Consider the following 20,474-nt stretch of genomic DNA (forward strand, 5'->3'; position numbering starts at 1 on the left):
CATCCCGGACTTGATCCGGGATCCATTCAGAGCTTCCTCACGAACGTGGCGCTGAATGTATCCCGACTTTCGTCAGGATGAAGGCTGTAGGTAAATGGCAACAAGCGACCATTTGCCGCCGTTTAATATATGCCGCGACACTTTCAAAAGCTGACGCTCACAGTTGAGCAAGGCTGGCGTCCCGCCGCGCTGCAAACTTCCATGCCGTGACGGCGATACTAGCGGTCAGGACCAACGTTGCAGCGGCAACGACGGCACCACATAACGCTAGGGCAATCGCTTCACCGACGTTCGTAGCGGACGACATGCTAGGCATGAGTTTGTTCACGCTACTAGCTGCGAAGAACACCAATATCAGCGACCAACGGTAGCCCTTCGTTGCCTTGACGATCTGCATCGGGCTTACGAACCGCGGCGAGATCGCCTGCGCTATCGGCCAAGCGGGCAGGAAAGCTACAAATAGCAAGCCTACAAGAAACAGCGCGATAACAGTAGAAATGATCAGGCCGTCGTGCGCACCAGCGCCAGACGTATAAACCAGAGCGGCCAAGCTAGATAATATCGGCACAAACGTCAGGATGCTAACGGCTGTGAACTTAGCGAAGCCAGCCACGGATGATGGCCTTGCAACCATTGTCATCGTCGTAGCATATGCGCCTGCGAGCCAAGGCAATATGACAATGGCTTGAAGGGCATAATTCCATTCGGAAAATTTCGCGCCACCCCCCCATTAAATTAGGTTTGCGATGGCAGATAGCGCGCCCGCTATTGTGACGTAGATAAGCCCACGCTTAGGGACGGTGCCGAACTCGCCCATCGCCTGCGTGAAAAAGTCTTGGAATGTGGAACCGCCAGTCATTCACGACACATGACCGACAATGCTTTGCATCGCAATCTAGGTTCTGTGTCAGACGCTATGTCAGCTTTTGGACATCTCACTACGCTAAACTGCCGGTCAGCTTTCCACCCATTCCGTCATGCTGACGAAAGTCAGCATCCAGGGTTGCCTCTGACCACTCTGGATCCCCGCATGCGCCGGGATGACGAAATTGCGGATGGTCCGCCACCCACCCAATCGCCCATCTTGATCCGCCCCCGCCTCATCCGCTAAGGGCCACTGCATTCGCATGGACCCGGTGAAATTCCGGGTGGCTATTCCGGCCGCCGATCCGCCGGACAACATCCCACATGACCCGATCGAATGCGCCGTCGCTTGCCGTGCCATGTGCCTTGTTGTGGATTTCTCATGACCAATATCCTTACCCGCTACCGTCGGCAGTGGTTCGTCGATGCCGCCTCGGCGCGGCGCGACGCGTTGGCGGGCATCGTCGTCGCGCTTGCGCTCATCCCGGAAGCCATCGGTTTTTCCATCATCGCCGGGGTCGATCCCCGCGTCGGCCTCTATGCCTCGGTCGCCATCGCCATCACCATAGCGCTGATCGGCGGGCGGCCGGGCATGATCTCCGCCGCGACCGCCGCTGTCGCCGTGCTGGTCGGCCCGTTGGTGAAGCAGCATGGCGTCGATTATCTGTTCGCCGCCACCATCCTGATGGGCCTGATCCAGATCGTCGCCGGGCTGCTGCGGCTCGACCTGCTGATGCAGTTCGTCTCGCGCTCGGTCATCACCGGCTTCGTCAATGCGCTCGCCATCCTCATCTTCATGGCGCAACTGCCCCAACTGACCAATGTCAGCTGGCAGACCTATGCCATGGTCGCGGCCGGCCTCGCCATCATCTATCTCTTCCCCCGGCTGACGAAGGCCGTCCCGTCGCCGCTGGTCGCGATCCTGCTGCTCACCGCGATCAGCATCGCCCTGGGCCTGCCGGTCCACAGCGTCGGCGACATGGGGAAATTGCCCGAAGGCCTGCCCGGCTTCGCCCTGCCGCATGTGCCGCTCACGCTCGATACACTCCGCATCATCCTGCCCTATTCGGTGACGATGGCGGCGGTAGGCCTGCTCGAATCCATGCTGACGGCCCAGATCGTCGACGACATGACCGACAGCGACAGCGACAAGAAGCGCGAGGCCATGGGGCAGGGCGGCGCGAACATCGTCGCGGCCCTGTTCGGCGGCATGGGTGGTTGCGCCATGATCGGCCAATCGGTCATCAACGTCAGCTCCGGCGGTCGCGGCCGTTTCTCTACCTTCGTCGCGGGCGCCTTCCTCCTGTTCCTGCTCGCCGTGCTGGGGCCGTGGGTCGGGCGTATGCCCATGCCTGCGCTGGTGGCCGTCATGGTCATGGTGTCGATCGGCACCTTCAGCTGGAATTCGATCCTCAATCTGCGCCGCCATCCGCCTACCTCCTCGGTGGTGATGCTGGTGACGGTGGTCGTCGTGGTCGCGACCCGCGACCTGTCGCTGGGCGTGCTTGCAGGCGTGCTGCTGTCGGGCATCTTCTTCGCCGGCAAGGTGCAGCGCATGTTTTCGGTCGAACGAAGCGAGGATGGGGCAACGGCGATCTATCGCGTGACCGGCCAGATCTTCTTCGCCTCGGTCGACCGCTTCACCCGCGCCTTCCAGCAGGAAGAGACCGCCGCCCACATCCTGATCGATGTCGCAGGCGCGCATTTCTGGGACATTTCAGGAGTCGGCGCGCTCGACAAGATCGTCGCGCGCCTGCGCCGCGACGGGCGTCAGGTGGAGGTGGCCGGCTGTAACCGCGCCAGCGCCGACCTGATTGATCGCTTCGCGCTACACGACAAGACCGGTGTCGAACTGGGCGCTGTCCCGCATTGATGGGGGGGGCGGCCTGTCCTACAGGCCGTCCTTCTGCTATAAGCGGTGCCGGCTCTTTCGCATCGTCGCCGCATCTTTTTCTTTGAAATAAAATTACCGAAATTTGCATGAAAATGTCAAGATATGCGCGACATGTGCGAAGTTAAGCCTGGCAAATCCTATTTATCGGTGGCGCCCCAGAGGTCGCTCGCCTTCACATAGCCGCGCTGTCCCTTGACGTCGAAGGTACACCAGCCTCCCGAACAATCGCTGAGCCGCCCCACGACCCCGCGTTGCGCGCGAAACAACGTCCGTGCGCCGTCGCTCGCGGATTGATGCAGCGGCGCGACCTCCGCCTTCACGATGCCGGTGGCGGTGTCGCTGAGCAGGCGGACGTGCATCCATCCCTGCGCGCCTTCGGGATCCTCGACCTTGCGCCACAGGCCCAACACCTGAACCACCTTCACCGGCAGGTCGCGGCGACGATAGACCCAGTTGGAGGGATAATCGAGGCTCGGTCCGACCCGCATCCGCGCTTCGTCCTGGGCCAGCGACGCCCAGTAAGGCACCGGCTTGGCCGGCGCCGCCAGTGCGACGCCTGCCGCCGTCAGTGCCGCCATCGCGCCTGCACCTAACCAGAAACGCTTCATCCCAGACCTGATACCCATGTCACCCATGATCATCCCATAACCATTTGCGTGGACGGGCGACAGTCCTTCGATGGGACTATTCGGTATATCCGCTTGACCGATGTCGCGACGGGGAATAGCGGCCTAGAAATGGCCAAAAAATTGCGCCCCGCCAAGCCGCGCGTCATCGTCACGCGCCGCCTGCCGCCCAATGTGGAGGCGCGCATGGCCGAACTGTTCGACGCCAGCTTCAATGTCGGCGACGTCGCGATGAGCCGAACCGAACTGGCGCGCGCCATGGCGCAATGCGACGTGCTGGTGCCCACAATCAACGACCAGATCGATGCGGCGCTGATAGAGGGGGCGCCCGATCGGCTGCAACTGATCGCCAGCTTCGGCAGCGGCGTCGACCATATCGACCTTGCCGCCGCGCGGAAGCGGGGCATCATCGTCACCAACACGCCCGGCGTCCTGACCGAGGATACGGCCGACATGACCATGGCGCTGATCCTGTCGGTCCCCCGTCGCCTGGCGGAGGGCGAAAAGCTGGTGCGGACAGGCGAATGGCGCGGCTGGAGTCCTTCGGGCATGCTCGGCCATCGCATCGGCGGCAAGAAGCTGGGCATCATCGGCATGGGCCGGATCGGCCGCGCCGTCGCCCGCCGCGCTCGCGCCTTCGGCTTGTCGATCGCCTATCATAACCGCCATCGCCTGCCGTTCGAAGTAGAGCAGGAACTGGAAGCCGAATGGCATTGCGAACTGGACTCCCTGCTGGCCGGCAGCGACATCCTGTCCATCCACTGCCCGCTCAATGCCGACAGTCGCGGCCTGATCGATGCGCGCCGTATCGCCCTGCTGCGCCCGGACGCCTACATCATCAACACCTCGCGTGCCGAGGTGACGGATGAGCAAGCGCTCATAACCGCGCTGGAGGAAGGGCGGATCGCCGGCGCAGGCTTCGACGTCTACACCCATGAACCGGCCGTGGACCAGCGCCTGCTGTCGCTGTCCAACGTCACCCTGCTGCCGCACATGGGTTCGGCCACCTTCGAGGGGCGTGACGCCACGGGCGCCCGCGTCATCGCCAATATCCGTACCTGGGTCGACGGGCATCGCCCGCCCAACCAGGTGCTGGAAGGCTGGGTGTGAAACGCCGGGTCAGGCTGCGGCGAGCTGAACCTTGAGATTGTCGATCACAATCTTTCCGCGCAGCACCGATTCATGCGCGCGGCGTACTACGGCCAGCGTTTCCTCGTCGATCGCGCTGTCTTTCAATACCCGCTCGAACTCTTCACGCAGATAATCCTCGCCTCGGTCGACCGCTTGGATCACAGCCTTGTCGCCACCGCCCAGCGCGACGAGAATATCTTCCAGCCGGCGATGGACCGTTCCCGCTGCCGATCCGAACTGATTGGGCTTGCCGTCCAGGGTGCGGCTGCGTTCCTGCAACAGTTCCACCGCATTGCTGCGTTCGACGGCCAGATCGCGAAACAAGGTCTGGAACTCGGGCGACTTTACCTTGTCGGCGCTGTGTTGATAGCCCTTCACGCTGTCGATCAGGGTCGTGATCAGGTCGTCCAGCTTGCTGATGGCATGGTTATTCGACATCGGCTTCTCCTTTCAAGTAGGCAACAACTGCCCACCGCTCCCGATGGTTCACCCAACGCGCTGAAAATCGACCTTAATTTCCGGTTATCCATGACCGATCCGGCAGTGGAACAAGCCCGCTCACTGTCGGTTGATAGGGGCATTGCATCCTTGTCCAATGAGAGGACTATTTCATGATCAAACTTGCGATCATTTCGCTCGTCATCGCAGCGGTACTGGCGCTGCTCGGCTTCGGCGGCGCGGCCGGCACCTTCGTCGGCATCGCCAAGATCCTGTTCTTCATCGCGATCGCCGTCTTCGTCGTCTTCCTCGTGCTGGGAATATTGGCTGGCAAAGGAATTAAGGACGCGATAGATTAACCCAAATGATCGAGATTGGCGCTGGAGTGGACGAAACCGGCAGGTTGCTGCGCGACGAAGCCGGCTTCCTGCTCCAGCGCGATCTGGGTGGCAGCTATCGCCTCGTCCTTCTCCGCGTACCTGTCGATCATGTCGAAAAGCGGGTTCGGGTGCGCGGTTTCTATGCCGGCGACAATATCGTGGAGGCTGAGGGCGTGGCAGCGGCCTGACATAGGCACCCGACCCTCTTGCCAAACACTCCCGCGCAAGCGATCCATTGCGTCCATGCGCAAGATTCTTTCCCTGATGTTCATAGCTGCCTCGCCCGTTCTCGCGCAGGCGCAAACGCCACATGATCAATTGACCAAGGTCATCGACGACCATTGGGCCTGGTATCTTTCGACCCATCCGGTCGACGCGACGGCACGCGGCGTGCGCGACTATGACGACCGCATCTACGATATTTCGCTAGCCGCGCGCGATGCGCAGATCAAGGCAGAGCAGAGCTTCGTCGCCCGGCTGGAGACTGTGCCTGCGTCCGGGCTGGATGCTGCCGACCGGGTCAATCGCGACGTGTTGCTGTGGATGTTGCGCGACGATATCGACAGCGACCGGCACCCGGCAGAACGGTTGATGCTTTTCACCACCTATTATGGCTGGCATCAGGGCTTTTCCGGCATGGCCGACGGCCTGCCTTTCTACAATCGCGCCGATTATGCGAGCTATCTGAAGCGCCTCGCCCTTTACCCGAAACAGAATGGCGATGCGCTGACCATCACGCGGCAGGCGATCAAGGGCGGCTATGTCCAGCCCTGTTCGGTGCTGCAAAATTATGCCGGCACGATAAGCGGCATCGTGGATGGCAAGCCGGAGGACACCCGCTTCTACGAACCGTTCAAGCGCCCTAGGCCGCGCGATATCAGCGACGCTGACTGGAACGCGATGCAGGCCCAAGCCGTCGCGATCATCCGCGACGTGCTGACGCCCGAATATCGCAAATGGCACGATCTGTTCGTGAAGGATTATCTGCCCCATTGCCGCAAGAGCGACAGCGCATCCGCACTGCCGGGCGGGGCGGCCTGGTATGCCAGCCGGGTCAGGGCGCACACGACCACCGACCTGACGCCCGACCAGATTCACCAGATCGGCCTGGACGAGGTTGCCCGCATCGGCAAGAGGATGGACGAAATCGCAGCCAAGGCCGGCTATCCCAGCCGCGCCCCCTATATCCAGCATCTGCGCACCGACCCGTCCTATTACGCCAAGACCCCCGAAGAACTGCTGCGCTTCGCGGCGCGGCAAGCGAAGACGATCGATGGGCTGCTTCCGCGCTATTTCGGCACGCTGCCGCGACTGCCTTACGGCTTGAAGCCGATCCCGACGGCCGAGGCGGAAGGCACGACCACTGCTTATTACGGACCCGGCGCGCCGGAGGCGGGCATTTCCGGCACTTATTGGGTCAATACGTCGAAGCTCGATCAGCGGCCCTTCTGGGAACTGCCGGCGCTTACCGCCCATGAAGCGGTGCCGGGCCATCACAACCAGATCGCGCTTCAGCAGGAACTGCCGCTGCCGCCCTTCCGCAAATATCTGGCCGGCTTTACCGCCTATGTGGAAGGCTGGGCGCTCTACACTGAATATCTCGGTGAAGAGATGGGCCTTTACGACACGCCCGAAAAGATGATGGGGCGCCTGTCCTACGAAATGTGGCGGGCCTGCCGGCTGGTGGTCGACACCGGCATTCACGCCAAGGGCTGGGACAAGGCCAGGGCCGTCGCGTTCATGAAGGCCAACAGTGCGCTGACCGACGCCAATATCGATGCGGAGGTCAACCGCTACATCAGCTGGCCGGGGCAGGCGCTCGGCTACAAGCTGGGCGAGATCAGGATTCGCGAATTGCGGGCGAAGGCGGAAAAGGAGTTGGGGCCGAGGTTCGACCTGCGGCGGTTCCATGACGCCCTACTGTCGCAGGGGGCGGTGCCGCTGACCGTGCTGGAAAGCCAGATCGACGGCGGGATCGCGACGGAGAAGGCTAACGGATAACCGTTCTACTAAGGCGATTCTTTACTCAGACTAATGACGAAAGCCGCAGTTTTTGGACGGTTTGCGAAGTTGGCAGCAATATTTTGCTGCGTTGCGGCGACTTGCCAATTTGCGTCTTCTGACGTACCGGGGCCGCGTCAGCTCCCAGACCGGGCATAAAAGTCGGCAAGTGGCGCTGCGCGTCGACTCCGTGCACTTTTATGACGTTGGGAACGAGATGAGCATCTACCTGGATTATCTGGCCGAAATCGAAAGCCGTAAGACTCAGGGACTCGCGCCCAAGCCAATCGACGATGGCGCACTTGTCGGCGAAATCATCGCCCTTATCCAGGATGGTGGCAGCGAACATCGCGCCGATGCCCTGAATTTCTTCATTTACAACACGCTGCCCGGCACCACGAGCGCCGCGGGCGTCAAGGCGGACTTCCTCAAGAAGATCGTGCTGGGCGACGTGACCGTCGCGGAAATCACCCCGGCTTTCGCCCTCGAACTGCTGTCCCACATGAAGGGCGGCCCCTCGATCGCAGTGCTGCTCGACATCGCGCTGGGCGATGACGTCGCGCTGGCCGTCCAGGCGGGCGAAGTGCTCAAGACTCAGGTCTTCCTCTACGACGCCGACATGTTCCGCCTGCGCGACGCATTCAAGGCGGGCAATGCGGTCGCCAACGACGTGCTGGAAAGCTACGCCAAGGCCGAATTCTTCACCAAGCTCCCTGAGGTCGAGGATGAGATCAAGGTCGTGACCTTCATCGCCGGCGAAGGCGATATCTCGACCGACCTCCTGTCGCCCGGCAATCAGGCGCACTCGCGCTCGGACCGCGAACTGCACGGCCTGTGCATGATCTCGCCGGAGGCGCAGCAGCAGATAGTAGCATTGAAGGTCCAACATCCCGACAAGCGCGTCATGCTGATCGCCGAAAAGGGCACGATGGGCGTCGGCTCTTCGCGCATGTCGGGCGTCAACAATGTGGCGCTGTGGGCTGGCAAGCAGCAGAGTCCCTATGTTCCGTTCGTCAACTATGCGCCGGTCGTCGCGGGCACCAACGGCATCTCGCCGATCTTCGCGACCACCGTCGACGTGACGGGCGGCATTGGCCTCAATCTCAAGAATTGGGTCAAGAAGACCGACGCCGAAGGCAAGGCCATTCTCAACAATGACGGCAACCCCGTCCTTGAAGAGAAATTTTCGGTCGAAACCGGCACCGTCCTCAAGATCGACGTCAAGAACCGGAAGCTGACCGACGAAGCCGGCAACGAACTGGTCGATGTCGCTTCGGCCTTCACGCCGCAGAAGATGGAATTCATGAAGGCGGGCAGCTCTTATGCCATCGTCTTCGGCAAGAAGCTCCAGACCTTCGCCGCTGAAACCCTCGGCGTCGAGGCGACTCCGGTGTTTGCCGCCAACAAGGAAATCACGGTCGACGGGCAGGGCCTGACCGCGGTCGAGAAGATCTTCAACCGCAACGCCGTCGGCGTGACGCCGGGCAAGGTGCTGCACGCCGGTTCGGACGTGCGCGTCACCGTGAACATCGTCGGTTCGCAGGACACCACCGGTCTTATGACCGCGCAGGAACTGGAAGCGATGGCGGCCACCGTCATCTCGCCGGTCGTCGACGGCGCTTATCAGTCGGGCTGCCACACGGCGTCGGTCTGGGACAAGAAGGCGCAGGCGAACATTCCGAAACTCATGTCCTTCATGAACAATTTCGGCCTGATCACCGCCCGCGACCCGAAGGGCGTCTATCATGCGATGACCGACGTGATCCACAAGGTGCTGAACGACATCACCGTGGATGACTGGGCGATCATCATCGGCGGCGACAGCCACACCCGCATGTCGAAGGGAGTGGCCTTCGGTGCGGACTCGGGCACGGTTGCTCTCGCTCTGGCCACCGGTGAGGCGACCATGCCGATCCCGCAGTCGGTCAAGGTGACGTTCAAGGGCAGGATGCAGCCCTATATGGACTTCCGCGACGTGGTGCACGCGACCCAGGCGCAGATGCTGGCCCAATTCGCCGGCGAAAACGTCTTCCAGGGCCGCATCATCGAAGTCCATATCGGCACGCTGCTGGCCGACCAGGCCTTCACCTTCACCGACTGGACGGCCGAAATGAAGGCCAAGGCGTCGATCTGCATTTCCGAAGACGCGACGCTGATCGAGTCGCTGGAAATCGCCAAGTCGCGCATCCAGATCATGATCGACAAGGGCATGGAAAATGCCGCCGGCACGCTTCATGGCTTGATCGCTCTGGCGGACAAGCGCATCGCCGAAATCCGCTCGGGTGAAAAGCCCGCGCTGGCGCCCGACGCCAACGCGAAATATTTCGCCGAAGTCGTGGTCGACCTCGACCTGATCGACGAGCCGATGATCGCCGACCCGGACGTCAACAATGCGGACGTGTCGAAGCGCTACACCCATGACACCATCCGCCCGGTGTCCTATTATGGCGGCACGAAGAAGGTCGACCTGGGCTTCATCGGGTCGTGCATGGTGCACAAGGGCGACATGAAGATCCTGGCCCAGATGCTGAAGAACATCGAAGCCACCGAAGGCAAGGTCGAGTTCAAGGCGCCGCTGGTCGTCGCCCCGCCGACTTACAACATCGTCGATGAATTGAAGGCCGAAGGCGACTGGGACGTGCTTAAGAAATACGCCGGTTTTGAATTCGATGACGTGGCGCCCAAGACCGCTGCGCGCACCGACTATGAGAACATGCTGTATCTGGAGCGTCCGGGCTGCAACCTGTGCATGGGCAACCAGGAAAAGGCTGCCAAGGGCGATACCGTCCTCGCGACCTCGACCCGCCTGTTCCAGGGTCGCGTCGTGGAAGATACGGCCAACAAGAAGGGCGAATCGCTCCTCGCCTCGACTCCGCTCGTGGTGCTGTCGACCATTCTCGGCCGTACGCCGAACATGGACGAGTATAAGAGCGCCGTTACGGGTATCGACCTGACGAAGTTCGCTCCGCCGGCTGCGCACTGATCGAAACGGGCAATAGTCCCTTCGTAAAATGAATGCCGCCGCTGCGCTCGCAGCGGCGGCATTGTCGTATATGCGCTTCCTGCCGGCTGGCAGCCGACTGGAAACGCATCGGATTATCGGGTTTGAATGGCGTCAGGAAAGGCCATCGATCCATCCGCGATGTTGCGATGCAGCAAGGGGTAAGGGCGTTTCACACCTGGCGCATTCTGCAACCACCCGTCCCACGAACCACTGGCTGCCACCGCAATCGGGACAAGCCATTTCACGTCCCTGATAATATTGCGGATTGATCGCAACTATCGCGGTTTGGACGGGCGAAAAACATGCTTCCATTGGCGTGTCCCCTTTTCTGTCGATGCAACGTTTAAAGGGACGGAATGGATCCCTAAATAAGGATCGTAGGCTGCGCCGCCATTTGACTTGAACACCGCAAATGTTATGGCGCTGCAGCATCGGGACATACCTGCTTCGACCACTGGTTGGGGCGCATCCCTGCCACCTTGCCGTCCGGCTTCCCATCGCCGTTCGGTGGGCTTCTGGTGGAAACGCGCCATCCTCTGGCCGAGGCCATGCGAGGAGACGCACGACTTATGACCGCAATCGGACAGGACACCCTCGGCACGCGCGACACGTTCAATGTCGGCGGCAAGGACATTGCCTATTATTCGTTGGAAAAGGCCGCAGCCAAGCTTGGAGACGTTTCGCGCCTGCCTTTCTCGATGAAGGTGCTGCTGGAAAATCTGCTTCGCTTCGAGGACGGCGTGACCGTCACCACCGACGACATTCAGGCGATCGTCGACTGGCAGAATGATCGGGGCAAGGCCGAGCGCGAAATCCAGTATCGCCCGGCCCGCGTGCTGCTTCAGGATTTCACCGGTGTGCCCTGCGTCGTCGACCTGGCCGCCATGCGTGACGCGATGAACGCGCTGGGCGCCGATGCCGCCAAGATCAATCCGCAGGTTCCCGTCCATCTCGTCATAGACCACTCGGTCATGGTCGACGAATTCGGTACGCCCAAGGCGTTCGAACAGAATGTGGAAATCGAATATCAGCGCAACATGGAGCGCTACGACTTCCTGAAATGGGGCAGCAAGTCGCTCGCCAACTTCTACGCCGTGCCGCCCGGCACCGGCATCTGCCATCAGGTGAATCTGGAAAATATCGCGCAGGCCGTCTGGTCGAGCGAGGCGCCCGATGGCACAACCATTGCCTATCCCGATACCTGCGTCGGCACCGACAGCCACACCACCATGATCAACGGCCTTGGCGTGCTCGGCTGGGGCGTGGGCGGCATCGAGGCTGAGGCGGCGATGCTCGGCCAGCCCGTCTCCATGCTCATTCCTGAAGTCGTCGGCTTCAAATTCACCGGCAACCTCAAGGAAGGCGTCACCGCCACCGACCTGGTGCTGACCTGCACCCAGATGCTGCGCGCGCGCGGCGTGGTCGGCCGCTTCGTCGAATATTTCGGCCCAGGCCTCGCCACCCTGTCGCTCGCCGACCGCGCTACGCTGGCGAACATGGCGCCCGAATATGGTGCGACCTGCGGCTTCTTCGGCATCGACGACAAGACGCTCGATTATATGCGCCTGACCGGCCGCACCGACGAGAATATCGCGCTGGTAGAGGCCTATGCCAAGCAGCAGGGCTTCTGGATCGACCCGGCGATCGAGCCGATCTTCACCGATACGCTGGAACTCGACCTCGGCACCGTCGTCACCAGCCTTGCCGGACCCAAGCGCCCGCAGGACCGGGTCGCGCTGCCGGACGTCGATGACGTGTTCAACGCCGACATGGCGAACACCTACAAGAAGGAGCAGACCCGCGTTCCGGTCGAGGGCAAGGATTTCGACATTGGCGATGGCGACGTCACCATTGCCGCGATCACCAGCTGCACCAACACCTCGAACCCCAGCGTTCTCGTCGCCGCCGGCCTCGTCGCCAAGAAGGCGAACGAGCTGGGCCTGAAGCCCAAGCCCTGGGTCAAGACCTCACTCGCGCCGGGTTCGCAGGTTGTCACCGACTATCTGGAAAAGGCCGGGCTTCAGTCGCACCTCGACGCCCTCGGCTTTAATCTGGTCGGCTATGGCTGCACGACCTGCATCGGCAACTCCGGCCCGCTGGCTGAACCGATCAGCAAGGCGATCAATGAGAATGGCCTGGTCGCGGCCGCCGTTATCTCCGGCAACCGCAACTTCGAAGGCCGCGTGTCGCCCGACGTGCGCGCCAACTTCCTGGCCAGTCCGCCGCTGGTCGTGGCCTATGCCCTGAAGGGTACGGTGATCGAGGATTTCATCACCACCCCGATCGGCACGGCCTCCAACGGCGAACTGGTTTACCTCAAGGACATCTGGCCGACCAATGACGAGGTCGCCACCACCATCGCGGGGGCCGTGGACCGTCCGATGTTCCAGGCGCGCTACGCCAATGTCTACAAGGGCGACGCCCATTGGCAGGCGATCGACGTTACCGGTTCGGACACCTACAAGTGGCGCGCCGGTTCTACCTATGTCGCCAATCCGCCCTATTTCGAAGGGCTGACCATGACCCCGGCGCCGGTCACCGACATTATCGAGGCCAAGCCGCTCGCCATATTCGGCGATTCGATTACCACCGACCACATCTCGCCGGCTGGGTCCATCAAGGCGTCGTCGCCCGCGGGCAAGTGGCTGAGCGAGCATCAGGTCGCGCAGGCGGACTATAACAGCTACGGTTCGCGCCGCGGCCATCATGAAGTCATGATGCGCGGTACCTTCGCCAATATCCGCATCAAGAATCTGATGCTGGACGGCGTGGAAGGCGGCATGACCAGCTATGAAGGCGAAGTCATGCCGATCTACGACGCGGCGATGAAGCACAAGGCCGACGGCACGCCGCTGGTCGTTATCGGCGGCAAGGAATATGGCACCGGTTCGTCGCGCGACTGGGCGGCGAAGGGCACCAACCTGCTCGGCGTCCGCTCGGTGATCGTCGAAAGCTTCGAGCGCATCCACCGCTCGAATCTGGTCGGCATGGGCGTGCTGCCGCTCCAGTTCAAGGATGGCGATACGCGCGATACGCTGGGCCTGAAGGGCGACGAGACCTTCACTATCCAAGGTGTTGCGGACCTGAAGCCCCGCCAGGATGTGGACGTGATCGTGAAGCGCGCCGACGGCTCGACCTTCACCTTCACCGCTCTGTGCCGCATCGATACCGTCAACGAACTGGATTATTTCCTGAACGGCGGCATCCTCCAATATGTGCTGCGCAAGCTGGCAGCTTGATCGGCTGACGCGCTGACGTAGGACAGAAGGGCTTCTCCCAACCGGGAGGAGCCCTTTTTCTGTGGAGAGACGGATGGCGCTGTTCGTCGAGATTATCGGCTGGGCCGGTGCGCTGCTGGTGCTGGGTGCCTATATCGGCGTGTCGACCGGGCGACTGTCTGGAGGATCGGCGGCATTCCAGTGGTTGAACGTCATCGGTTCGGCCTTTTTCATTCTCAACACATGGTGGCATGGCGCGCTGCCGTCGATGGTACTCAATATAATCTGGTGCGCTGTCGGCTTCACCGCTCTATGGCGCATCGCGCGTCGGAGAATATCACCCTCATGACCCGTTTTATGAACCTCAGCCATGTGATCGAGCATGGTATGCAGACCTGCATTGGTACCCGCGGACAGCGTCTCGATACCGGGATGATCGGCGAAAATCTGTTCGGCGGTCGGGCTGCGAAGCCGGTTCTGGCTACAGATAAAGAGATAATGCCTTTCCCTCTGCATCACCGCCCATAGCCCGTCATCGAATAAGGCCGCGCCTTCACGCTGGTCGCCCATGTCTTGTTCGGCCTCGCCTGCATGGTGAAGCGCAGTTCCCCGCCGGCCCGGATTTCCGCATCGGTCACATAGCCGCGCTCCAGCACTTTGCCGTTCAGCGTCACTTTGCCAACATAGCGGTTGGCGTCCGACAGGCCATTAGTCGTTACGATGAAGCGCTGGCCGCCCGGCAGGGTCATCTCCGCCCGATCCACGAAGGGGCGGCCGATCACATATTCGTTGCTGCCCGGCGCCACCGGGTAGAAGCCGAGCGCCGTGAAGACCAGCCAGGCGGACATCTGGCCGAGGTCGTCGTTGCCGGCAAGGCCGTCGGGCGTGGGCTTATACTGACTGTCGACAATCTGCTGCAGCCGCTCCTGCGTGCGCCAGGGCTGCCCAGCATAGCTGTAGAGATAGGCGACATGGTGGCTCGGTTCGTTTCCATGGATATATTGGCCGATCAGGCCGGCGATATCTTCCGCATGGCTATAGTCGATCTTGCTGTTGTCATAGTCGAACATGGCGTCGAGCTTCGCCACGGTCTTGGCGTCTCCGCCCAGCAGGCGGAACAGGCCGCCCTGATCGTGCGGCATGAACCAGCTATATTGCCAGGCATTGCCCTCCGTATAGTCGGACCCATAATTGATTGCGGTCGGATCGAAGGGGATGCGAAAGCTCCCATCCGCCTTGCGCGCGCGCAGGAAGCCGGTCTTCGCGTCGAAACTGTTGCGCCAGTTTTGCGCCCGCTTCTCGAACCGCTGCGCCGTCGCCGTGTCGCCCAACTGGTGGGCGAGGCGGGCGATGGTCCAGTCGTCAAAGGCATATTCGACCGTCTTGGACGCCGCTTCCGGCTCCCGGTCGATTGGGACGTAGCCAAGCTTCATATAATCGCCCAGGCCGCCATAGGGCGCATAGTCGGCGCTGGCGACCATGGTCTTGAGCGCGGCGGCGCAGTCGATGCCCTTGATCCCCTTCAGGCAGGCGTCGGCGATCACCGGCACCGCATGATAGCCGATCATCGTCCAGGTTTCCTTGCCGCCGAATTGCCAGACCGGCAGAATACCGAACGGGCTGGTCTTCTGGCTGGCGACCAGCGAGTTCACGAAATCGGCATTTTTCGCCTCGGGCTGGATCAGCGTGAGCAATGGGTGTTCGGCGCGGAACGTGTCCCACAGCGAGAAGGTGGAATGCATGGTGAAACCTGTGCCCTCATGCACCTGATCGTCCGGCCCGCGCCAGCGCCCGTCCGCATCGCTCCACACGCTGGGCGCCATCAGGCTGTGATAAAGAGCGGTGTAGACGTTGGTGCGCATCGCCTTTGGCGCATCGATCTTCACCGCGCTGAGCGCCTCGTTCCATGCGGCGCGGGTCTTCGCGCGGATTGCGTCGAAATCGCCCGGCTCGCTGGCGAGGTTGGCGATGGCGCCATCCTCATCCACGCCCGACAGCGCGACCTTCACTTCCAGCGGTTTCGTCAGTGCGCCGAAGTCGAGTTGCGCAACGATCGCGCGGCCGGACAGCGAATCCAGCGTCTCGGGGCCGCGGCCCGGTCCCTTGAACCCCTTGTAGAGTACGTCCTTTTCGGTGGTGACGAACTGGTGTCCGATCAGCGGCGCGGAAAAGCGCATCGCAAAGAATATGCGTCGCGGCGTCGCCCAGCCGCGAACCTCACGCATCCCCGTAATCGTGCCATCGGGCCGGATACGCACCGAGGACCAAAGGATCTTGCCGGGATAATCATAGATGATGGAGCGCAGGTCGAGCACCAGATGCGCGGCCTTGCCGACCGGGAAGGTGTAGCGGTGGACGCCGACGCGCGTTCCCGCCGTCATTTCCGCGCGCACCCCCGGATCGGTCAGGGTGACGGCATAATAGCCCGCTGACGCGACCTCGTCGGCCTTGCGTGATCGATAGCCCGGCTTTTCGGGCGTGCCCGGCTCCAGCGCGACCGTGTCGCCGCTGACCGGGGCAACGAGGAAATCGCCGAGGTCGCTATGCCCAGCGCCGGAAAAATGAGTGTGGGAAAAACCGAGGATGGTCTGATCCTCATGCCGATATCCCGCCGCCCAATTATAGGTTTGGCGAGCGGGGCCGACATGGGTATCGGGCGACAGCTGTACCATGCCAAAGGGCCCCACCGCGCCGGGGAAGGTGTGGCCTTCGCCCGATGTGCCGATGAAGGGATCGACCGACTCGACCGGATCGGATGCGGGCGGTGTATTGATGGGGCCTTGAGCGGAAAGGGCGGTGCCGGCGAGCAGGCTTGCGGCGAGAAGCGCGATGCGAAAAGCTGTCATGCGCCGGTTAAATCATGGCTTTGCGCGACGGCCAAGGGCGATAGCGCTTATTTTTGCGCGCCAAGAAAGGCTGGGGTGGCGGTGGCGTTCTCGATTGTCTAGCGTCCGAATCAGCAATGAAAAGAGCGTTGATCGTCCGTCATGTGCCGCGCGAAGGAGCGGCAGGGTATCTCCAGCCGATCGAGGCGGCGGGCTATCATATCGACCGTATCGACGTGGCCAGCCCGGATTTCGCGGATGTGAATCTGTGCGAGCCCGACCTGCTGATCATGATGGGCGGCCCGATGGGCGTCTATGAACATGACCGGCATCCCTGGATTTCCGTGCAGATCGAGAAGTTGGCGGCGCGGCTGGCAGCCGACCGTCCGACGCTTGGCGTGTGCCTTGGCAGCCAGATGATCGCCGCGGCGCTGGGCGCGCGCGTATATCCTGGCGGTCATATGGAACTGGGCTTCGCGCCGGTCAGCGTGAACGGGGCGGGAGCCGCATCGCCCCTGCGCCATATCGACGGCGTACCGATCCTCCATTGGCATAGCGACACGTTCGACCTGCCCGACAATGTTGAGTTGCTGGCGTCGACGCACAAATATGCGCATCAGGCCTTCCGACGCGGTCCCAACCTGCTCGCCCTGCAATTCCATGCCGAAATGGGCGAAGATCCGCGTTTCGAGGATTGGCTGACGCATTTCTGGGCCGATCTGGACGTGGCCCAGCAATGCGGCATAGCCCTGCGCGAAGATCATGCTCTGCACGGCCCGATCGCGGTCGCGGCCGGACGCGCCATGATTGGGGAATGGCTGGTGGGAATCCGTGCCTGATCTGCGTTGTGACTTGATCTGGTCACAAGCTTCCTATTAACTCCGACAAATGACGAGGATGACTTGGAAAGCCAGCCGTCGCGATATGATCGCGGGTGGGGTGGCGGGGCTTGCGGCTGCGGGAGCAGTGCGCGCGGGTGCGGCGCCTGTGGAGCAGGGTGGGGCGATGCTCGCCCCGCGCCCGCCCATGGGCTGGAATAGCTGGAACAGCTTCGCCACGACGATCACGGAGGCGCAGGCGCGCGAAACCGCGAAGATCATGGCGGAGAAGCTGCTGCCCTCCGGCTATGACATCTTCACCGTCGACATCCAATGGTATGAACCGGAAGCGTCTAGCTACACCTATAACGCCAAGCCCAAGCCTGCCATGGACGCCCATGGCCGCATGATCCCCGCGCCCAACCGTTTCCCTTCCAGCGCCGGGGGCAAAGGCTTCACCCTGCTGGCGAGGGACGTCCATGCGCTGGGCATGAAGTTCGGCATCCATGTCATGCGCGGTATCCCGCGCGCGGCGGTGGAGCAGAATTTGCCGATTTTGGGCACGAAATATCGCGCCGCCGACATTGCCGACAAGGCGAGCATCTGTTCGTGGAATCCGGACATGTATGGCGTCGACATGACGCGGCCGGGTGCGCAGGCCTATTATGACAGCATCTTTCGCCTCTATGCCGACTGGGGCGTCGATTTCGTCAAGATGGACGATATGAGCCGCCCCTATGACGCCCATGCGCCGGAGATCGAGGCAGCGCATAAGGCGATAGTGGCGACCGGTCGACCCATCATCCTCAGCCTCTCGCCGGGTGAAACACCGGTGATCAGGGGCGATCATGTTCGCAAATATGCGCAGATGTGGCGTATATCCGATGATTTCTGGGATGACTGGGCGATGCTGGAGGCGCAGTTCACCCGGCTGGAAAACTGGACGCCCTGGCGTGGGCCGGGATCGTGGCCCGATGCGGACATGCTGCCGCTCGGCCGTTTGGCGTTGGGCGAGCGGGATACGCGCTTTACGCCGGACGAGCAGAAGACGCTGATGACGCTCTGGGCGATCGCCCGCTCTCCGCTAATCATGGGCGGCGACCTGCGCCATCTGGATGCGCCGACCCTGGCCCTTCTCACCAATCGCGAAGTGCTGGCGGTCAATCAGGCGAGCAGCGGCAACTGCCCGCATTTCGTCGAGGACGGAATGCGCGTCTGGTCGGCGGTCGCCGATGGCGGCAAAGGCCGCTATCTTGCCCTGTTCAACACTGGCGACAAGGCGCGAGATGTTGGTGTGAAGCTACATAATTTGGGGCTGGACGGTCCGGTCGCAGTGCGCGACCTGTGGGCAGGTAAAGCGCTTGGGCAGCAGGCGGACCGCATTTCCGCAACGCTGCCGCCTCATGGTGCGGCACTTTACAGGCTAAGCTGAAAGGTCCGTTCGTTTCGAACGAAGTCGTGAAACGTTTCTCGACACGCTCGAAACGAACGGGGGTTGGGATTACTTCCGCACCGCCGCGCTCTTGTCGCGGATGGCCTTGAATTCCGATCCCAGCTTCCATTCGGGCCAGCGGGTGGAGTTGGCGAGGTCGCGGCCGATGTCGAGCATCAGGTCGACATCCTGCGCCGCGCCGTCCAGCTTCCATGTCTCGTCCACCGCGTCGCACGCCTGATGATAGCATTTGCCGGTATAGGCATCGATCCAGGCCTGACCCGCAGCGCGGCCGCCCTCGACCATGTCGGATGCGCCGGCAAGGCCCATCATCAGCAGCACGGGCACGCCGCGCTTGGCCATGGAGAAATGGTCGGCGCGGTAGAAGAGGCCGCGTTCGGGCAGGCTTTCCTGCGTGATCACGCGGCCCTGTTTTGCGGCGAACTTGGCCAGATCGTCTTCAAGGACATTCTGGCCCTTGCCAATCAGTATCACGTCCTTCGCCTTGCCCGCGGTCTGGAGCACGTCGATGGTCAGGTTCGCGACGGTCTTGTCGATCGGATAGACCGGGTTCTGCGCATAATGTTCGGACCCCAGCAGCCCGCGTTCCTCAGCCGTCCACACGGCGATGACGATGGAACGGTCCGGGGCAGGGGCGGCCTTGAAGGCGCGGGCGATCTCGAACAGGCCCGCCACGCCCAGTGCGTCGTCATTGGCGCCGGCGCGGTAGATGCGACCCTGCGCGTCGGGCGCGCCCTTGCCATAGGCATCCCAGTGCGCGCCATACATCACCGTTTCGTCGGGGCGTTTGGCGCCGGGGATGCGGGCGATGACGTTGGCGCTCTGCACTACTTCCTGCGTAACATGGAAGGCGGCGGAGAATGTCGCGCCCTTGAGTTCGACCGGCCTGAACTTCGCCGACCGTGCCTTCTTGCGCAGTGCCGCCAGATCCTGGCCGGCATCGGTGAACAACGCCTTCGCGGCGTCACCCTCGACCCAGCCCTGTACCTGAAGGCTGGTCAGCTTGTCGGCGGGACGGACGAGATCATAATTCTCGCCGCTCGGGCTGACGACCACGTTCCAGCCATAGCCCGCGCCGGGCGTGTCATGCACGATCAGCGCGCCGATCGCGCCGCGCCGCGCGGCTTCCTCAAACTTGTAGGTCCAGCGGCCATAATAGGTCATGGTCTTGCCGCCGAACTTGCCGAAGGGATCTTCGCCCTTCACCGCTTCGAAATCCGGATCGTTGATCAGGAAGACCGCGATCTTGCCCTTAAGGTCCATACCCTTGAAATCGTCCCAGCCGCGTTCGGGCGCGGATACGCCATAGCCCACGAAGACCATCGGCGCATTGACGACCGCGACCTTGTCCTTGGGCTGGAGGGTGGAAAGATAGACCTGCTTGCCGAAGGTCCAGGGGGTGGCGGCGCCATTCTGCGCCACTTGCAGCCCCTCCGACTGGCCAAGGCGGGTGTGGAGTAGTGGAACGGTTTGCACCCACTCACCGTCCGGACCGCCCGGTTCCAGCCCCAGTTGCTCGAAACGGGCGACGAGATAGCCGATCGTGCGCTCTTCGCCCATCGTACCGGGCGCGCGGCCTTGGAACAGGTCCGAAGCCAGCGTGCGGACCGACTGTTCGAGGCGGGCAGGCTCGACGGTTTGGGCGTGAACAGGGATGGCGGCGGTCAGGCCAAGGGCCAGGGCAAAGGTGCGTATAGTCATGCCCGAGCCTTAACTAGCTGATCCCGCCGGGGGAAGCGCTTTAGAACTCGGTTTCAAGTTCGATCAGCTCATCCGGTTCCGCCCGCGCCGCATCGATCCATTCGCGCATCAGCGGCCAGCT

16 protein-coding genes and 1 other annotated feature are annotated in these 20,474 nt (G+C 62.1%); of the genes, 11 read left to right on the forward strand and 5 right to left on the reverse strand.

Features of this window, described 5'->3' with window-relative positions; translation table 11 throughout:
- Positions 1-157 precede the first annotated feature (157 nt).
- Entirely contained in the window at positions 158-613 is a 456-nt protein-coding gene (locus VMR39_RS21730; RefSeq protein ID WP_325419014.1) for a hypothetical protein, read from the reverse strand.
- Between the two features lie 513 nt (positions 614-1,126).
- Positions 1,127-1,182, forward strand: a sequence feature (sul1 is cis-regulatory element that is thought to sense ions involved in sulfur or methionine metabolism; They are found in Alphaproteobacteria).
- Between the two features lie 64 nt (positions 1,183-1,246).
- On the opposite strand from VMR39_RS21730, the gene VMR39_RS21735 reads away from it, so the two are divergent.
- The gene (locus tag VMR39_RS21735) at positions 1,247-2,737 is read left to right on the forward strand and encodes a SulP family inorganic anion transporter (RefSeq protein ID WP_325419015.1); all 1,491 of its coding nucleotides are present in this window, start codon (positions 1,247-1,249) and stop codon (positions 2,735-2,737) included.
- A 158-nt stretch (positions 2,738-2,895) separates the two neighbouring features.
- Here the strand turns inward: VMR39_RS21735 and VMR39_RS21740 are convergent, their stop codons facing one another.
- Positions 2,896-3,393: an SH3 domain-containing protein gene (locus VMR39_RS21740; protein WP_325419017.1), complete on the reverse strand. Its 498-nt coding sequence runs from the start codon at positions 3,391-3,393 to the stop codon at positions 2,896-2,898.
- A gap of 102 nt (positions 3,394-3,495) precedes the next feature.
- Between VMR39_RS21740 and VMR39_RS21745 the strand changes: the two genes are divergently transcribed.
- On the forward strand, positions 3,496-4,494 hold the full coding sequence (locus tag VMR39_RS21745) for a D-glycerate dehydrogenase (RefSeq protein ID WP_325419019.1): 999 nt from the start codon (positions 3,496-3,498) through the stop codon (positions 4,492-4,494).
- 9 nt (positions 4,495-4,503) lie between these two features.
- Here the strand turns inward: VMR39_RS21745 and VMR39_RS21750 are convergent, their stop codons facing one another.
- Positions 4,504-4,953 carry a PA2169 family four-helix-bundle protein gene (locus VMR39_RS21750; protein ID WP_325419021.1) on the reverse strand — a complete coding sequence of 150 codons (450 nt, stop codon included), beginning with the start codon at positions 4,951-4,953 and terminating at the stop codon, positions 4,504-4,506.
- Between the two features lie 173 nt (positions 4,954-5,126).
- On the opposite strand from VMR39_RS21750, the gene VMR39_RS21755 reads away from it, so the two are divergent.
- From VMR39_RS21755 to VMR39_RS21785, 7 genes are all read left to right on the forward strand, one after another.
- Complete coding sequence (locus tag VMR39_RS21755; RefSeq protein ID WP_325419023.1) at positions 5,127-5,312, forward strand: DUF1328 domain-containing protein; 186 nt, start codon at positions 5,127-5,129, stop codon at positions 5,310-5,312.
- Positions 5,313-5,317: 5 nt separating this feature from the next.
- Complete coding sequence (locus VMR39_RS21760) at positions 5,318-5,521, forward strand: DUF5818 domain-containing protein (protein WP_325419025.1); 204 nt, start codon at positions 5,318-5,320, stop codon at positions 5,519-5,521.
- 55 nt (positions 5,522-5,576) lie between these two features.
- Positions 5,577-7,334: a DUF885 domain-containing protein gene (locus tag VMR39_RS21765; protein WP_325419027.1), complete on the forward strand. Its 1,758-nt coding sequence runs from the start codon at positions 5,577-5,579 to the stop codon at positions 7,332-7,334.
- A gap of 217 nt (positions 7,335-7,551) precedes the next feature.
- Positions 7,552-10,317, forward strand: coding sequence for a bifunctional aconitate hydratase 2/2-methylisocitrate dehydratase (locus VMR39_RS21770; protein WP_325419029.1), 2,766 nt, complete (start codon positions 7,552-7,554; stop codon positions 10,315-10,317).
- 590 nt (positions 10,318-10,907) lie between these two features.
- Complete coding sequence (gene acnA / locus VMR39_RS21775; protein ID WP_325419031.1) at positions 10,908-13,577, forward strand: aconitate hydratase AcnA; 2,670 nt, start codon at positions 10,908-10,910, stop codon at positions 13,575-13,577.
- A 73-nt stretch (positions 13,578-13,650) separates the two neighbouring features.
- Entirely contained in the window at positions 13,651-13,905 is a 255-nt protein-coding gene (locus tag VMR39_RS21780) for a CBU_0592 family membrane protein (protein ID WP_325419033.1), read from the forward strand.
- Positions 13,902-14,084 (forward strand): hypothetical protein, encoded by a 183-nt coding sequence (locus tag VMR39_RS21785; RefSeq protein WP_325419036.1) that lies wholly within the window; start codon positions 13,902-13,904, stop codon positions 14,082-14,084. The genes VMR39_RS21780 and VMR39_RS21785 overlap by 4 nt, the downstream gene beginning before the upstream one ends.
- On the opposite strand, the gene VMR39_RS21790 is transcribed toward VMR39_RS21785, so the two are convergent.
- Complete coding sequence (locus VMR39_RS21790; RefSeq protein ID WP_325419038.1) at positions 14,072-16,402, reverse strand: GH92 family glycosyl hydrolase; 2,331 nt, start codon at positions 16,400-16,402, stop codon at positions 14,072-14,074. The genes VMR39_RS21785 and VMR39_RS21790 overlap by 13 nt on opposite strands.
- A 116-nt stretch (positions 16,403-16,518) precedes the next feature.
- Between VMR39_RS21790 and VMR39_RS21795 the strand changes: the two genes are divergently transcribed.
- Entirely contained in the window at positions 16,519-17,220 is a 702-nt protein-coding gene (locus VMR39_RS21795; RefSeq protein WP_325419040.1) for a glutamine amidotransferase, read from the forward strand.
- Positions 17,221-17,278: 58 nt separating this feature from the next.
- A complete protein-coding gene (locus tag VMR39_RS21800; RefSeq protein WP_325419042.1) occupies positions 17,279-18,631 on the forward strand; it encodes a glycoside hydrolase family 27 protein in 1,353 nt (450 codons plus the stop codon).
- 69 nt (positions 18,632-18,700) lie between these two features.
- On the opposite strand, the gene VMR39_RS21805 is transcribed toward VMR39_RS21800, so the two are convergent.
- A complete protein-coding gene (locus VMR39_RS21805; RefSeq protein WP_325419044.1) occupies positions 18,701-20,353 on the reverse strand; it encodes a M28 family metallopeptidase in 1,653 nt (550 codons plus the stop codon).
- Positions 20,354-20,474: the final 121 nt, after the last annotated feature.

Origin of the sequence: Sphingobium sp. (genome assembly GCF_035511395.1) — a bacterium.
In the GTDB taxonomy this organism is placed as follows: domain Bacteria; phylum Pseudomonadota; class Alphaproteobacteria; order Sphingomonadales; family Sphingomonadaceae; genus Sphingobium.

Excerpts from the sequence above, each read along its gene's own strand:
- VMR39_RS21785 (WP_325419036.1), top strand. The coding sequence starts at position 13,902 with ATGACCCGTTTTATGAACCTCAGCCATGTGATCGAGCATGGTATGCAG.
- VMR39_RS21745 (WP_325419019.1), top strand. The coding sequence starts at position 3,496 with ATGGCCAAAAAATTGCGCCCCGCCAAGCCGCGCGTCATCGTCACGCGC.
- VMR39_RS21755 (WP_325419023.1), top strand. The coding sequence starts at position 5,127 with ATGATCAAACTTGCGATCATTTCGCTCGTCATCGCAGCGGTACTGGCG.
- VMR39_RS21780 (WP_325419033.1), top strand. The coding sequence starts at position 13,651 with ATGGCGCTGTTCGTCGAGATTATCGGCTGGGCCGGTGCGCTGCTGGTG.
- VMR39_RS21750 (WP_325419021.1), bottom strand. The coding sequence starts at position 4,953 with ATGTCGAATAACCATGCCATCAGCAAGCTGGACGACCTGATCACGACC.
- VMR39_RS21765 (WP_325419027.1), top strand. The coding sequence starts at position 5,577 with ATGCGCAAGATTCTTTCCCTGATGTTCATAGCTGCCTCGCCCGTTCTC.
- VMR39_RS21740 (WP_325419017.1), bottom strand. The coding sequence starts at position 3,393 with ATGGGTGACATGGGTATCAGGTCTGGGATGAAGCGTTTCTGGTTAGGT.
- VMR39_RS21735 (WP_325419015.1), top strand. The coding sequence starts at position 1,247 with ATGACCAATATCCTTACCCGCTACCGTCGGCAGTGGTTCGTCGATGCC.
- acnA (WP_325419031.1), top strand. The coding sequence starts at position 10,908 with ATGACCGCAATCGGACAGGACACCCTCGGCACGCGCGACACGTTCAAT.
- VMR39_RS21760 (WP_325419025.1), top strand. The coding sequence starts at position 5,318 with ATGATCGAGATTGGCGCTGGAGTGGACGAAACCGGCAGGTTGCTGCGC.
- VMR39_RS21805 (WP_325419044.1), bottom strand. The coding sequence starts at position 20,353 with ATGACTATACGCACCTTTGCCCTGGCCCTTGGCCTGACCGCCGCCATC.
- VMR39_RS21800 (WP_325419042.1), top strand. The coding sequence starts at position 17,279 with ATGACTTGGAAAGCCAGCCGTCGCGATATGATCGCGGGTGGGGTGGCG.
- VMR39_RS21795 (WP_325419040.1), top strand. The coding sequence starts at position 16,519 with ATGAAAAGAGCGTTGATCGTCCGTCATGTGCCGCGCGAAGGAGCGGCA.
- VMR39_RS21770 (WP_325419029.1), top strand. The coding sequence starts at position 7,552 with ATGAGCATCTACCTGGATTATCTGGCCGAAATCGAAAGCCGTAAGACT.
- VMR39_RS21790 (WP_325419038.1), bottom strand. The coding sequence starts at position 16,402 with ATGACAGCTTTTCGCATCGCGCTTCTCGCCGCAAGCCTGCTCGCCGGC.